Raw genomic sequence first — 14,256 nt, forward strand, 5'->3', positions numbered from 1 at the left:
CTTATTCATTTCCTCCTTTGATCATATAACCTACACTATAAATCGTTTGTATGAGTTTTAAATCAAAGTTTTTGTCGATTTTATTCCTTAAGTGATTGATGTGAACATCCACCACGTTCGTTCCTATATTGTAAGCATCCATCCATACATGCTCTAGAATCAGAGTTCGAGGCAAAATCTTACAAGCATTTCTCATCATAAATTCCAAAATTGCATATTCCTTATTGGAAAGAAAAATAGGCAGCTCCCCTCGAGTCACTTCTCTCGTGGAGGGATTTAACTTCAGATCTTCTATTTGTAAAAGTGGTGATGTCTTTTCTTGTTTTCGCCTTAACAGACTACGTAAACGTGCTAATAATTCCGTAAAAGCAAAAGGCTTTGTCATATAATCGTCCGCTCCTATATCAAGCCCTTCTACTTTATCAGTCACAGAATCTTTGGCACTGAGAATAAGAATAGGAACATTTTTTCCATTTAACCTCAATTCCTTGATTAATCGAGCCCCATTTTTCTTTGGGATCATAAGATCGACAATTAAAAGATCATAATCCTCAGCATAAGCCAGCTCACAGGCCATTTCACCATCGTACGCTACATCTACAACATAATGGTGCTCTTTTAACCCTTGTGATATAAACCGAGCTACTTTTATCTCATCTTCGACCAACAGCACTCGCATTTCATTTCCCCCAAAAAATACACTCATTTTATATTTTAATAATGATAATCACTATCAATTTTTCATAACTATATCTTAGATTAATATGACTGGTCAATCCGCTAATTTATCCCATATAAAAACCAATAAAAAATCACACTTTAACAGATAGCGATGTTGTTTCTTTGTAAAACTTAATATAATAACTATCTTTATGATCATTTAACTTGAACAAGACAATTTAAAACTTAGATTAAAAGAAGTAAAAAACGAATCATAAGGGAGGAATTTTGGAACATCGGGGCAAAAAATTAATTTTTTTTAATTTTGTTTTTAAAATTTTTTAATTCTTTTTTTGTATTATGACGACATCGCCTGATTTTTTGATAATGATTATCATTATTAAACTTAGCATCTCTATACTATCTAGGAGGAATTTATGATGTAACAGGAAATAGGGATTAGAAAAGAAGTACATATATAGATAGATGAAATATGAAAATAGTCTGTTGAAACGGAATTTAAATAGGGATTCCAGTATGAGGGGTCTAAAGAATTGTGAAATTAGTAATGGAGATTTTATATAAATTTGAAATTCAAAGTTGACAGGAAAAAGCTATTTTATTAAGAGGTGATGATATGGAAAAATCAATGGATAACACTGTAATCAAATTTCTAGTAGTGCTCATGAGGGTATTATTTGGAGTAGGGTGGTTTTTGGCAGGATTAACCAAAATTACAGGCAAAACAGGAGAAGTATCATGGTACGACCAACCGATGGTGTTCCTTACAGAATATTTGACAAAAGCATTGGACAAGCCAAATGTTCCAGAATTTTATAAAAGTTTTATTGATGGGATAGCCTTAAATCATGTGCTATTTTTAAATTACACAATACCCATTGCCCAAATAATTATGGGCGTATGCTTAATAGTTGGCTTTATGACACTACCAGCTATTTTTATCTGCTTATTTATGCAAATTAATTTTATCCTTTCCGGTAATATGAATTTACTTAGCTTAACTCTCTATACATCTGCATTCGGATTATTATTCTTCAGAAAAGATGCATTGATTTTAAGTTTAGACCGATATTTTAAAATTGAAGATTTCTTCAAAGCAAAGAAACCTAACTATATGAGATGGAATCAAACAGAATGAAGCTAGTATATTTTCATGGACACTGTTTAGTTTCTTTCGTTAGGCACGGTTAAAAACTATGTGTCGATCATTTATTCAAAATTAAATGTAAAAACCGCTCCTCCGCTATTATGAAAGCGATAGATGAAAGCTTGATCTCTAAAAAGTACGGCAGCGCCTTTTTTATTGCTTGAATTTTAAAAAAGAAACTTCATTCCCATTAAACTTAGATAATAATTTATAGGATAGTTAGTCTATTATAAGGACTAATTATCCTTTTTTATTTACATAATTGAATATATAATGAGCAATACGAAGTGAGCTGGCTTCTTGGTAAATTGCAGCGCTACACGCCTCCATGGATTCTTTTATCTGCTGTTGTAATGGTCGCTGTCGGGATTTTAACAGGTGCCATCGCACTATAAAATAAAATAGAGTAGCCCATAAAGGGAGTAGCGTCAGGAATATCCTGAAATAAAGTCGTCATTACGTGGAATTAATTCCTCCGGCTTTATTGACATCTTAATTATTTAAGTGTTCAGCGAGGCCTTTGCCATTATATAATGGTAAAGGTCTTTTTCTTTTTTAAATATGAAGGGAGAATAAAAAGATGGAAACAGAATTTTTAACAGCGTTATTTGCCATTATTATGATTGACCTCGTTTTGGCTGGTGATAATGCCATTTTAATCGGTCTGGCTGCGCGTAAACTGCCGAAAGACCAACAGAAAAAAGTGATCTTTTGGGGTGCGATCGGTGCAATTGTCATTCGAACGATTGCCACTCTTTTGGTCGTGTACTTGCTGCAAATTCCTGGCCTGCACTTGATCGGCGGAATCCTGCTCGTATGGATTGCCTACAAGCTGCTTGTAGAAGAAGAAGAGCATGAGGTTACAGCCGCAGATTCCTTGTGGGGGGCCATTAAAACGATTATTATCGCTGATGCGTTAATGGGACTTGATAATGTTCTGGCGGTTGCTGGTGCCTCTCACGGAAACTTCCTTCTTGTGATGATCGGCCTCCTTATTTCTATCCCGGTCGTTATGTGGGGCAGCACACTCATTTTAAAAATGATGGAGCGGTATCCCGTCATTATCACGATTGGCGCCGCTATCCTCGGTTGGACCGCAGCAAAAATGATTGTGGGTGAGCCATTCCTGGCTGACTATTTCGTTTCCCCCTGGGTGAAATACGGTTTTGAACTTATCATCGTCGCCGGCATCCTCATTGCGGCTACACTAAAACAAAAACGGGTAAAGTTTGGCGAAGATTTGCCAAAAGCAGACTAGCAGTAAATGATCATAACAAAGAGGCTTTCGATTTTAGAAAGCCTCTTTGTTTGATTAATGACAAGAAATTAAGCTTTTTCTGCTTTTTCGAACGGTTCAGTGGTCATCTTTGGAGAAACAAAAAATGGTTCATTGAATACAAAATATTGGGAAAATGCTTATATCGGTGCCAAGCGAGTCGTAAAGTAGAGAACACTATCTAATCTATCTGGAAAAACCGACGAAAATCGGTTTTTTCTTTTTATTTCGGCTTTTTTGTCTTATTTTTCTTTTAATGTTAGAAGTTGTAGAGACTTGGAAACTATTATATTATTAAAATCACAAAGAAATTCCTAATTTTTGGAGGATGGAGGAAAAGAAATGGGAAAACAGAAGAAATCGAAAAAAGTTGGAGTTGCCGTCCTAACAGCCATGATAGGAACTGGTGGCATCATTCTGCCTATAGAAAATAAGGCGATCGTACATGCGGAGGAGTCAGCCGGCACAATTGCTCCGATGAATGCTGAACAAGTGGCAAGCGCATTTATGACAGCGGTTACGAATGAGAAGTGGGAAGAGGCTTACGCCTTATTAAATGAAAACTTCAAACAACATGTATCAAAAGATATGTTGCCGATTATTTGGGAAGCAAAAACGGTCCCTTTCGGTAAAGTAGGAAAACAATTATCCATCAAGAGGGAAACAAACAGGATTCATACAAATGTTGTGATGACGTATGAAGGCTCCGTGTCCCCGATGGACGTGACGATTAATCTCGATAAAGCGGGAAATATTGATGATTTTTATATGCCGTTTTATTATACACCGCCGAGTGAGTATAAGGAGCCTTCTTATGAACGGAAAGATAATTATGTAGAGCGGCAAATGAAAATTGGAGAAGGAGGATTTGCTCTTCCAGGCACGTTAACGTTACCAAAGGGAGAAGGGCCTTTCCCTGCAGTCATCCTTGTGCATGGTTCGGGACCGAATGATCAAGACGAAGCCCTTTATTCTACGAAAGCTTTTCGTGATATAGCAGTCGGTTTAGCAAATGAAGGGATTGCTGTCTTGCGCTATGAGAAAGTGACAAGAGAGCATCATATTAAAACAGCGATGAACATGAAATTTAGCATCTATGAGGAGACGATCGATGATGCACTGAAGGCTGTCAACCTTCTGCATTCCCTGCCCGAAGTGAGTGATGAAGTCTATGTATTAGGACATAGCCAAGGCGGATATGCATTGCCACGCATTTTAGAAATGGATCATGAGAACCAAATTGATGGGGGCATTATCGTATCGGGACCAAGCGGCAAGTTTCAGGATGTCATGTTATGGCAGCAACAAGAAGCGTTGAAAAGAGCGGAAACGCAAGGGCTGCCTGCCGAACAGCTCGAAGCGTTACGAGCAAATCTTGATTTTTGGCAGCAACAAATGGCTCTTATCAACAATCCGGTCTATTCAAAAGACAACATTCCGGAAGAACTTCAATTACCAAACGCTTATTGGTGGTACGAACTTCGCGATTATGTCCCATCACAGTTAGCCGCTGAGCAAGACGATCCTCTTCTTATTATGCAAGGAGGTAAAGACTTGCAAGTACCGCCAACCTATTTGGAGGAGTGGGAATCCGCTTTAAAAACGCGGGATAATGTTTCGTACAAAATGTACCCAGATTTAATTCATTTGCTCGTCAATTATGAGGGAGACCCAAATTTTTCGGAGTACGCTATTCCAGCGAATGTACCTGAGACGTTTATTCAAGATACAGCAAACTGGATCAAAGGGGTAAAGGACTCTCCATCATTTTCAGATGTAGATACAGATTTCTGGGCATATAAAGAAATTATGTTTTCAGCCGAAAAAGGCTATTTAAATGGATATTCTGATGGAAAGTTCCAGCCAAATAGAGCGATAACGAGAGCTCAAGCTGCTAAAATCGTAGCGAATGCTTTACAGTTCGAGAAGGACAGTATAACAGATCAGACGGTCTTTACAGATATACAGTCAAACAATGAATTTTTGCCGTACATTCGCTTTTTGAAGCAAAAAGACATTATGTCTGGCTACAAGGATGGAACCTTTAAACCGAATGAACCATTGACTCGTGCTCAAATGGCACGACTATTATCAACAGCCTTTCAGCTAGAGGAACATTCCGCCAAGTCTTTTAAAGACGTGAGAAAAGACCACTGGGCTGCGCATTATATTAATGCTTTAGCGACTAATAACATTACAGTCGGAAATTCGAACGGTACATTCGGCCCTATCCAACATGTAACTCGTGCTCAAACAGCTGCATTTTTATATCGTGCGATCAATCAACGCAACTAACTTGTTTGCGTGAGTGAAGACTTAAAAACGCCAGAACAAAAGGGTTATGGCGTTTTCTTTATATCGATTTATTCCTAACAATAATTTTTAAAATAAGAGAAGGGGAAAGTAAATGAAAGAATTGGCATTGCAGTTAGTGAATGTAGAGAATAAAAGTGCAGCAGAAACAGCACAAGCATTTTTAACAAGTAAAGGCCTATTAAACGATTGAATTTGTGGTATGTTGTCAAAGCAGCTGCACAAAACGAGCTGCTTTTCCTCATACGCTAATTGATGCAAATAACTGTTTTAAATTTTGTCATATACTACCACTTTCCAAGTAAGGACTTGCATCTATCATTTACATAGTTATGAAAATATACTATTATTATGAATAGTTAAACTATTCTAATAAACTAGAGAGAAGAAGTATTTAGGCTGCCTGTTCTCGATATTCAATTGAGAACAGGTAGTTTCATTTTTCCCAATCGTGGTCCAAAAAGGATAATGCTACTCGATTAATAAATTGGTACAATTAGACACATAGCTGCATCTTTTTTATCAAACTTAGGAGGAAATTGAATGGAAGCATTAGGTGAATCTTTATCATTTATCGGTATGGTTATTATGTTGGCGGGTATCCTTTCTTTTTTTATGAAACGGATGAGAAGACGCCCGGGTGTGAGAAGAAGTTTGTACATGATTGCCGCGGGCCTTGTTCTTACTGTCATAGGCAGCATCTAAATTACGGCTCGACATCGAATCGAGTTTCTCGTCCACTTTTATATACCTGTATACGTATGGCCTTGAAATATTTAAGATTTCAAAATATCAAACCTCTTTTCAATAAAATAACGAATAGTACTAAGTGAAATAGAAAAAGCAGCCTCTCACATGGTTGCTTTTTCTTATACATGAAGCTGCTCATTCAACTGTTTCAAAAACATTCATTCATTTAGCCTATACTTGGTCCAACCTAAATGTTTCTTAAGGAACCAGCTTTATTTGAATGGGAGGCTCTACGGTCGGATAAAAACGGATGTGCCAATTGGAATGGTTTTTGCCAGCTCTTCAACATCTTTATTGTACATGCGGACACAACCCTTTGATACATACTTTCCGATTGACGATGGATCGTTTGTACCATGTATGCCATAACCTTTTTTAGATAAGCTCATCCACATAGTCCCATAAGGTCCACCTGGATTTGGCGCTTTATTAATAATAATAAAGTCACCAACTGGTGTGTCATGAAGCATTCTGCCAACACCAATCGGATATACTTTTCTCGTCTGTCCTTGATAGAGTAAAGTGAGTGTTCTTTTTGAGAGTGAGATATGGATGGAAAAAGGAATGGTGGCGGGAGAAGGAAGGCCGGGGATACGGATTCTTTGCCCGACATAAATCATATTTGGTGTGATCCCTGGATTCGCTGCAATAAGCGATGCTAATGAAACGCGATAATCTCCAGCGATTGATGAAAGAGTTTCTCCTGCTTTAACCGTGTGAATCATGTTAAATATCTCCTTTACGCATTGATACTTCATTTTATTCATAGCCATTTTAAAATTGAACGTTAATTGCATAGCCGAGCATGGATCGTGTAGATATTAATGCTTATTTTTATTGAAACACATTTTTCTGTGCGCTATGATGGAGGAAATAACGTACGTCAAGGAGTGGTTTGGATGAGCGGGCTTAAAGCGAAAAAAATAATGCTGCTCGGTTCGGGGGAACTGGGGAAAGAAGTAGTGATAGAGGCGCAGCGTTTAGGCGTAAAGACAGTAGCCGTTGACCGGTATGTAAATGCGCCGGCGATGCAAGTGGCGCATTCATCTCATGTGATCAATATGCTCGATGGCGCGGCACTACGTAAACTTGTTGAACAGGAAAAACCAGATTATATTATTCCGGAAATTGAAGCGATTGCGACAGAAACATTGATTGAGCTTGAAAAGGAAGGCTACAACGTCATTCCAACCGCAAAAGCGACAAATTTGACGATGGACCGGGAAGGGATTCGCCGTCTGGCTAGTGAAACACTTGGGCTGCCGACCGCAAAATATGAATTTGCGGATACGCTTGATGAATTGAAGGAAGCTGTGCAAAAAATCGGTACGCCGTGTGTCATTAAACCGATCATGAGTTCATCGGGAAAAGGACAAAGTGTTTGCCGCTCGATTAATGATGTTGAAACATCATGGAATGAAGCAATGGAAGGCGGACGTGCGAAAAAAACGCGTGTGATCGTTGAAGAATTTATCACATTTGAATCGGAAATTACACTTTTAACGGTCCGTTCTGTCTCTGGCACAACGTATTGTGCACCTATTGGACACATTCAGCAGGACGGCGATTATATTGAATCTTGGCAGCCACATAACATGACCGAAGCACAAATTGAAGAAGCAGAAAACGTGGCGAAAAAAATCACCGATGCACTCGGTGGATACGGGCTGTTTGGTGTGGAATTATTTATCACGCAAAACGGTATCTATTTTAGCGAAGTGTCACCGCGCCCGCATGATACAGGTATGGTCACACTCGTCACACAAGACTTATCTGAATTTGCTATTCACATCCGCGCGATTTTAGGCTACCCTATTCCAGCGATCCGTCTCCTGAGACCGGGTGCGAGCCGGACGATTAAAGCGTGGGAGGAAAGTACGTCATACGACTTGGATGGTATCGAGAAAAGCTTAGAAACACTTGATTCGCAAGTTCGTCTTTTCGGCAAGCCCGAAACGAAAGTCGGCCGACGTATGGCTGTTGTATTGAACGCAGCGGATTCTGTTGAACAAGCACGTGAACAAGCGAAACAAGCTGCTTCCCACATAACCATTTCGTATAAGTAAAGAAAAAGCTGTTCCGCTTTTTTTGCGGAGCAGCTTTTATAACCAGTCTGACCGCTCTTTTTCTTGAATTTCTTCCACGATGGTCTGTAAATCATACATATTAATCATCATGATGGAATAATTACTGGACTCAAGCCGGCTTTCAGCTGCTTCTTTCAAAAATTTTGGTGAGCCTTCTTTCTCCTCATCGTAGACGAGCAGAAGGGCATCTGTATGATCGAGTGAGAACTCGTCACGCGCTTTAAACTGCCACGGGGCTATGTACGGCTTTTTCGAGACCACATCCACAAAATCAGCCTGATCGATAATCGTCTGATAATGCTCTTTCCGTTCCTCTTTCCAATTTTTCTCTTGTTCTAAAAAGGGCATTAACACACCCAATTTCAGCTCAGAAAATTCGTTTTTTAACTCTAGGACTACTTCTGCTGCCCACAGCTCAACCCCAGGCTGACCGCCAATAATGACCCATTCTAGTCCATCTTCTACGAGCGTACGCAGCTGTTTTTCAATCGCTGTTTTTATAATGATAATGCCTGGATTTTTCGTATCCCAAATACCGAGTTCATGGCTCTTATAACCTGACAGCAATAAAGTTTTTAGCAAAATCTTCACCTCATTCATCATTTTACACGATTTTTCTAGGATTCGTTTTGTGGAATATAAGGAAAGCCGAACCATGACAGTTGTCATCGTCAATGATAAAATGAGGATCATACAGCTAAAATCATGTATCCTTAGATGACGATTTATTAGATCGATAAATGGAAGACTTGAATTGAGAAGTAACGGAGATAGAGGAACAATTAGAACAACTGCACACTCATGATGACCAAGTCCAGCTTCCTATTCAGTTACTTACATTATTAAAGAAGATTAAGACGATATAACCCCATTATACGATGATTTGTATTGAAATTTATAAAGAATAGGATGTACATATATGAAAGTTTATACGATAGACGGTTTAACAAAAACGCTTGGTGAAAAAACGCTATTTAATGATATTTCTTTTTCGATTTCGGAAGGGGATAAAATTGGGGTCCTTGGTATCAATGGAACCGGAAAATCAACGCTGCTTAACATTATTGCAGGACTCGATGATTATGACAAAGGGGCAAAAGATCATCCAAATGATTATTCGATTTCGTATTTATCGCAAAATCCACAGTTTAATGAAGAATTATCAATTATGGAGTTTCTTTATGCAAGTGAATCACCGGTTTTTATAGCTATAAAGGAATACGAAAAAACACTAATGCAACTGCAAAATAACCCCGATGATACAGATGTGCAAAGTAAATTAATGAATCTTCAGCAGCAAATGGATACGTTAAATGCATGGGACACGAGTGCTGATGCCAAAACAATTTTGACAAAACTCGGTCTGCCAGACTTTTCGAAAAAGCTGGCTGAGCTTTCAGGAGGCCAGAAAAAGCGGGCAGCTCTTGCTAAAACGCTTATTGAAACCCCTGACTTGCTCATTTTGGACGAACCGACCAACCATCTCGATTATGACAGCATTAAGTGGCTGCAGGAATATGTGCAAAAATATAAGAAAGCGGTCTTGTTTGTTACACATGACCGGTACTTTTTAGACGGCGTTTCAAGCGAAATATGGGAACTTGAAAAAGGGCATCTCTTTGAATACAAAGGAAATTACAGTGATTTTCTAGAATCTAAAGCAATAAGAGAAGAAAATGAATTGCTTGAACAAGGAAAAAAAGAAAGTTTGTTTAAAAAAGAACTAGCGTGGATGCGAAAAGGGGCTAAAGCACGGACGACGAAACAAAAAGCCCGTATCCAGCGCTTTGAAACACTAGATGAAGACGTGAAAAATAAAACAAATCAGGATTCACTTGAAATTGAACTAAGTGGCGCGCGTCTTGGCAAAAAAGTACTTGAACTAAAAAGTGTGACCAAATCCTTCGGCAGCCAGCCCATTCTTCATAATTTCTCCTTTTTATTCAAACGGGGCGACCGTATTGGCATTGTCGGGCGCAATGGCTCCGGCAAGTCGACACTGTTAAATATCGTTTCAGGTAGAGAGATGATTGATTCAGGAGAGCTGGATACTGGCCAAACGGTCAAAATTGGCTACTATACACAGGAAAACGACGATATGAATGACAATTTGCGTATGATTGAATACATTCGTGAAACAGCGGATTCTATTCAATTGAAAGACGGCAGCTACATTTCAGCTGCGCAAATGCTCGAGCGGTTTTTATTTCCGATGCATACGCACGGTACACCGATTCGGAAGTTATCTGGAGGAGAAAAACGTAGATTGTATTTGTTGAACATTTTAATGTCTGCACCAAATGTATTACTTTTAGATGAACCGACGAATGATCTTGATACACAAACGTTGACGATACTAGAAGATTATTTAGAAACTTTCCCGGGCGTCGTTATTACTGTATCCCATGACCGTTATTTTCTCGATAAAGTGTGCCACCAGCTGCTCGTTTTTAAAGGGACTGGCGTTATCGATTACTACTATGGCAGCTACTCAGACTTTTTAGAAGAAAAAGAAGAACCGGCTGAGGTAGAAGTAAAAACAGCTTTGGTTCCGCAGCAGCGTCCTGAACGAAAAAAGAAGATGTCGTATTCTGAAACGAGAGAATGGGAAACCATCGAGGAGGACATGGAAGTGGCGGAACAACGATTGACCGACATTTCATCAGAAATGGCCACTGCCGGAAGTGACTTTGAAAAACTCCGCCAGCTCATGGAAGAAGAATCAGAGTTGAAAGCAAAACTCGATCATATGTTAGAACGGTGGGAGTACTTAGCAGAAATAGCAGAAGGGTGAAAAACTCCACCTTATCGATCTTGCAGTCTGATTGAAGAAGGAACTTCCTATTTCACAGACAGCATAAGAGGGTGACCCAATACGTTTTACATGATCTTCACAGGCGTAGTCTAAACTGTTCGGATGATGCACTATTAACGAAAAAATCCGGAGAGAAATGAAATTTCTCTCCGGATTTTCTTTATTTAGAGGGGCTTATGAGACGGCTCCTTTTTGGTCTATGAAAAATTTTCTTATCCAATGATCGTAGCACTCCAATTTCCGCCGCCACGATCACATGTGAACTGACCGGTTACCGTTCTGCCATTAGGGCTCATAGTCCCTCTGTACGTGCAATTATTCCCGTCGCTGCTATTTCTTCGTTGAACACGGACATTGTTGCCCTCTATCGTAATCGTCAAAACAGCGGTAATATCTCTTTGACCTGGCTGCGTCCATATACCGTCAAAAACATTGCTGTTGCCCCGTCGAGTCCAAACGGCTCGCCATGCGCCTTCTTGTACATCCCATCTTCTTCCCAATCTGTCTTGCGGTTGGCCCCGGTGTTCAATAACAGCACTCCAATTTCCGCCGCCGCGATTACAAAACGTCGTACCTGAAGCCGTTCTGCGATCACGGCCAAATGTTCCTGAATAGTTACAATTGTTTCCATCACTGCTATTTCTTCGTTCAATAAAGACGAAGTTACCTGATGTATACATCGTCAAAACGGCCGTAATATCCCTTTGTCCAGCCATTGACCATCTGCCGTCAAAAACATTGCTGTTGCCCCGTCGAGTCCAAACGGCTTGCCATCCACCTTCCTGTACGATCCATCTTACTCCTAAACCGACAGGTTGCTGAGCATGGGCGATACTAGTAGGAACGGCCTCATAAGATGGAATTCCTGGGAAGTATGGGTTTTCATAGTAATACGGATACCAATTGTTATACATATGCATTCTCCTCCGGTAGAATATAATCTAAAAAAGACTTCGAATCATCATATGCAAAAAACAAAAATGGGTACGTTTAAGGCGTTGCTGAGAAGCCTTTTTCATCAACTGCTCAAAGGTTATTTTTGCATTTTAGTAAATATTTGTAAATGATAGGTTTCTTGACACCATTCCTTAGTCTTCTTATAATGAAAATGAATATTATTCAAAAATTTTAAGATAAGGTGTTTTTATGAAACCATCAACCCTTGAGCAGCTTTGTGAAATGCATACTAACTTGTCATCGGCTGATATCCAAATCATTTCAGAAGTGGCCAGTACATTGCCGATGTATGCGGATTTATCGAATGCGTACATGTTTATCGACTGCAAAATGAAGGAAAACGAACAAGCCATTGTTGTAGCAGAAGCATTCCCGAGGACGCCGGAAGCGGTATACGAAAACTCTGTTGTAGGAAAAATCGTCTTTGAAACATTCGAACCCGGCGTCTACTATTGTTACAGAACAGGCAAAAAATCTATTATGCATCGTGCCTTAACTCAAGAAGGGAAAATGGTAGAACAAAGTGTAGTACCGATTAAAAATAAACAGCATCAAGTCATAGGCGCATTGATCATGGAAGCGGAAGTTATTGCATCGTACAGTGAAAAAAAGCAGGAACCGACTCATTCATTCGGCCAAAAAGCCATGAGTAATCTGCTTGCGAATACAATGGATGAATATCCAGTTATATCAGATTTACTAATGGAAATTTTTCTGCTGACAGATGCAGAAGACCGATTGGTTTATGCTAATCCATCCGGCGTTCGCTTTATCCATGAAATAAGCCAGACCGAGTATATTCAAAACGAACCTATTTTAAAGCTTCTTCCTTTTTTGGACCCCATATTAAATCAGCAGGAAGAAGTATTTGTTTTAGAACTGACACTTGCTCAAAAAAGTTTAGAAGTTAAAAAAGTGAAATTGCGCAATAAAAAGAATGAATTACAGGGAACTTTATTCATCATACAAGATTTAACAGAACTCCGGACAAAAGAAAAAGAGCTCATGATGAAGTCAGTTGTTATTAAAGAAATTCACCACCGCGTCAAAAATAATTTGCAGACCGTAGCAAGTTTGTTAAGACTTCAAATGCGCAAAGGATTTCCTCTTGAGAGTAAAAGCCACTTTGAAGATACATTAAATCGAATCTTCAGTATTTCTTCAGTTTACGAGTTAATTTTAGCAAATGACAACGCCGATGATGATGATGTAGACTTAATCGAACTAACACGAAAAATTGGCTCAACCATGGTGATTAATGACCTTAATCAAAAAGTAGACTTGATTATTGAGCCAAATGGCAATAAAATATTAACATCATCCAGAAAAGCAGTTTCAATTGCGCTAATTGTGAATGAACTTGTTCAAAATTCAATCAAACATGCTTTTCCCGGCGGAATATCTGGAGAAATCCATGTCGATTTCTTCTCAAGCAAAGACTTTGTGGAACTTCACATTCAAGACAACGGCGTCGGAATGGGGGAAGCAGGGTATTCACTTGGATTGGAAATTGTCCATAATCTAGTCGTCAACGACTTGGCGGGTGAATTTCGATACAGGCTTGTCGAAAGAGGCACTTACGCAATATTAACGTTTCCATTGAGTCCGGAGGTTGTCATTTATTATGAAAAAACGGATTCTGATCGCTGAAGATGAATCAATTATTCGAATGGATTTAAAAATGATGCTCCAAGATCATGGCTATGAAGTAGTGGGCGAAGCCGGGGATGGAGATCGGGCTGTTGAACTGGCTTTTGAGTTGAAGCCTGATTTGGTATTGATGGATATTAAAATGCCGAAAATCAACGGTCTGCAAGCAAGTACCATTATCGGCCAGCAGTTGGATTTACCTGTATTGCTCATAACAGCTTATAGTCAGAAAGAGTTTGTTGAAAAGTCAAAACAGGACAACATCGTCGGTTATTTAGTGAAACCGATTTCAGAATCCAGTCTCATGCCGGCAGTCAGTGTTGCACTGCATCAAGCGGAAAAAGCAAAAAAATTAAAAAAATCAATCCGGACGGCTCAAGATGAAATTCAAAAGCGGAAGCTGATTGAGCAGGCAAAAGGACTGTTGATGGAAAAAGAAAAATTATCTGAGCAGGAAGCCTATAAATTATTGCGTAATCAGAGCATGTCTCGTCAGCTAACAATGGAGTTGCTGGCACAGGAAATCATCTCAAAATACGCAGACTAAACAAGTCCATATGAATGATAAGCAAAGACGCTT

General features: G+C 39.2%; 12 protein-coding genes. 8 read left to right on the top strand and 4 right to left on the bottom strand.

The window, feature by feature from the left end:
* Position 1 precedes the first annotated feature (1 nt).
* Positions 2–679: a response regulator gene (locus tag A3M5_RS0106720; protein ID WP_018392997.1), complete on the bottom strand. Its 678-nt coding sequence runs from the start codon at positions 677–679 to the stop codon at positions 2–4.
* Positions 680–1,297: 618 nt separating this feature from the next.
* Between A3M5_RS0106720 and A3M5_RS0106725 the strand changes: the two genes are divergently transcribed.
* The 4 genes from A3M5_RS0106725 to A3M5_RS25265 all read left to right on the top strand — a co-directional run bounded on the left by A3M5_RS0106725 (position 1,298) and on the right by A3M5_RS25265 (position 6,122).
* A complete protein-coding gene (locus tag A3M5_RS0106725; protein ID WP_018392998.1) occupies positions 1,298–1,819 on the top strand; it encodes a DoxX family membrane protein in 522 nt (173 codons plus the stop codon).
* Positions 1,820–2,408: 589 nt separating this feature from the next.
* Positions 2,409–3,086 (top strand): TerC family protein, encoded by a 678-nt coding sequence (locus A3M5_RS0106735; protein ID WP_018393000.1) that lies wholly within the window; start codon positions 2,409–2,411, stop codon positions 3,084–3,086.
* A gap of 360 nt (positions 3,087–3,446) precedes the next feature.
* Positions 3,447–5,399, top strand: a complete 1,953-nt coding sequence (locus A3M5_RS23670; RefSeq protein ID WP_018393001.1) for an S-layer homology domain-containing protein — start codon at positions 3,447–3,449, stop codon at positions 5,397–5,399.
* Positions 5,400–5,960: 561 nt separating this feature from the next.
* A complete protein-coding gene (locus tag A3M5_RS25265; protein ID WP_018393003.1) occupies positions 5,961–6,122 on the top strand; it encodes a hypothetical protein in 162 nt (53 codons plus the stop codon).
* A gap of 275 nt (positions 6,123–6,397) precedes the next feature.
* Here A3M5_RS25265 and A3M5_RS0106755 read toward each other — a convergent pair whose 3' ends face one another.
* On the bottom strand, positions 6,398–6,892 hold the full coding sequence (locus A3M5_RS0106755) for a L,D-transpeptidase family protein (RefSeq protein ID WP_018393004.1): 495 nt from the start codon (positions 6,890–6,892) through the stop codon (positions 6,398–6,400).
* 174 nt (positions 6,893–7,066) lie between these two features.
* On the opposite strand from A3M5_RS0106755, the gene purT reads away from it, so the two are divergent.
* Entirely contained in the window at positions 7,067–8,233 is a 1,167-nt protein-coding gene (purT, locus tag A3M5_RS0106760; RefSeq protein ID WP_018393005.1) for a phosphoribosylglycinamide formyltransferase 2, read from the top strand.
* Between the two features lie 36 nt (positions 8,234–8,269).
* On the opposite strand, the gene A3M5_RS0106765 is transcribed toward purT, so the two are convergent.
* Positions 8,270–8,836, bottom strand: coding sequence for an SLOG family protein (locus A3M5_RS0106765; RefSeq protein WP_026221612.1), 567 nt, complete (start codon positions 8,834–8,836; stop codon positions 8,270–8,272).
* Positions 8,837–9,173: 337 nt separating this feature from the next.
* On the opposite strand from A3M5_RS0106765, the gene A3M5_RS0106770 reads away from it, so the two are divergent.
* Positions 9,174–11,048 (top strand): ABC-F family ATP-binding cassette domain-containing protein, encoded by a 1,875-nt coding sequence (locus A3M5_RS0106770; RefSeq protein WP_018393007.1) that lies wholly within the window; start codon positions 9,174–9,176, stop codon positions 11,046–11,048.
* 233 nt (positions 11,049–11,281) lie between these two features.
* Here the strand turns inward: A3M5_RS0106770 and A3M5_RS24520 are convergent, their stop codons facing one another.
* Positions 11,282–11,983, bottom strand: coding sequence for a hypothetical protein (locus tag A3M5_RS24520; protein WP_063974710.1), 702 nt, complete (start codon positions 11,981–11,983; stop codon positions 11,282–11,284).
* A gap of 232 nt (positions 11,984–12,215) precedes the next feature.
* Between A3M5_RS24520 and A3M5_RS0106790 the strand changes: the two genes are divergently transcribed.
* Both A3M5_RS0106790 and A3M5_RS0106795 read left to right on the top strand, forming a co-directional pair.
* The gene (locus A3M5_RS0106790; RefSeq protein ID WP_018393011.1) at positions 12,216–13,676 is read left to right on the top strand and encodes a GAF domain-containing sensor histidine kinase; all 1,461 of its coding nucleotides are present in this window, start codon (positions 12,216–12,218) and stop codon (positions 13,674–13,676) included.
* Positions 13,651–14,223, top strand: coding sequence for an ANTAR domain-containing response regulator (locus tag A3M5_RS0106795; protein ID WP_018393012.1), 573 nt, complete (start codon positions 13,651–13,653; stop codon positions 14,221–14,223). The genes A3M5_RS0106790 and A3M5_RS0106795 overlap by 26 nt, the downstream gene beginning before the upstream one ends.
* Positions 14,224–14,256 lie beyond the last annotated feature (33 nt).

It is taken from the genome of Bacillus sp. 37MA (assembly GCF_000372765.1).
Lineage (GTDB): Bacteria > Bacillota > Bacilli > Bacillales > Domibacillaceae > Domibacillus > Domibacillus aminovorans.

Excerpts from the sequence above, each read along its gene's own strand:
- A3M5_RS0106720 (WP_018392997.1), bottom strand. The coding sequence starts at position 679 with ATGCGAGTGCTGTTGGTCGAAGATGAGATAAAAGTAGCTCGGTTTATA.
- A3M5_RS0106770 (WP_018393007.1), top strand. The coding sequence starts at position 9,174 with ATGAAAGTTTATACGATAGACGGTTTAACAAAAACGCTTGGTGAAAAA.
- purT (WP_018393005.1), top strand. The coding sequence starts at position 7,067 with ATGAGCGGGCTTAAAGCGAAAAAAATAATGCTGCTCGGTTCGGGGGAA.
- A3M5_RS25265 (WP_018393003.1), top strand. The coding sequence starts at position 5,961 with ATGGAAGCATTAGGTGAATCTTTATCATTTATCGGTATGGTTATTATG.
- A3M5_RS0106725 (WP_018392998.1), top strand. The coding sequence starts at position 1,298 with ATGGAAAAATCAATGGATAACACTGTAATCAAATTTCTAGTAGTGCTC.
- A3M5_RS23670 (WP_018393001.1), top strand. The coding sequence starts at position 3,447 with ATGGGAAAACAGAAGAAATCGAAAAAAGTTGGAGTTGCCGTCCTAACA.
- A3M5_RS0106790 (WP_018393011.1), top strand. The coding sequence starts at position 12,216 with ATGAAACCATCAACCCTTGAGCAGCTTTGTGAAATGCATACTAACTTG.
- A3M5_RS0106735 (WP_018393000.1), top strand. The coding sequence starts at position 2,409 with ATGGAAACAGAATTTTTAACAGCGTTATTTGCCATTATTATGATTGAC.
- A3M5_RS0106755 (WP_018393004.1), bottom strand. The coding sequence starts at position 6,892 with ATGATTCACACGGTTAAAGCAGGAGAAACTCTTTCATCAATCGCTGGA.
- A3M5_RS0106795 (WP_018393012.1), top strand. The coding sequence starts at position 13,651 with ATGAAAAAACGGATTCTGATCGCTGAAGATGAATCAATTATTCGAATG.
- A3M5_RS24520 (WP_063974710.1), bottom strand. The coding sequence starts at position 11,983 with ATGTATAACAATTGGTATCCGTATTACTATGAAAACCCATACTTCCCA.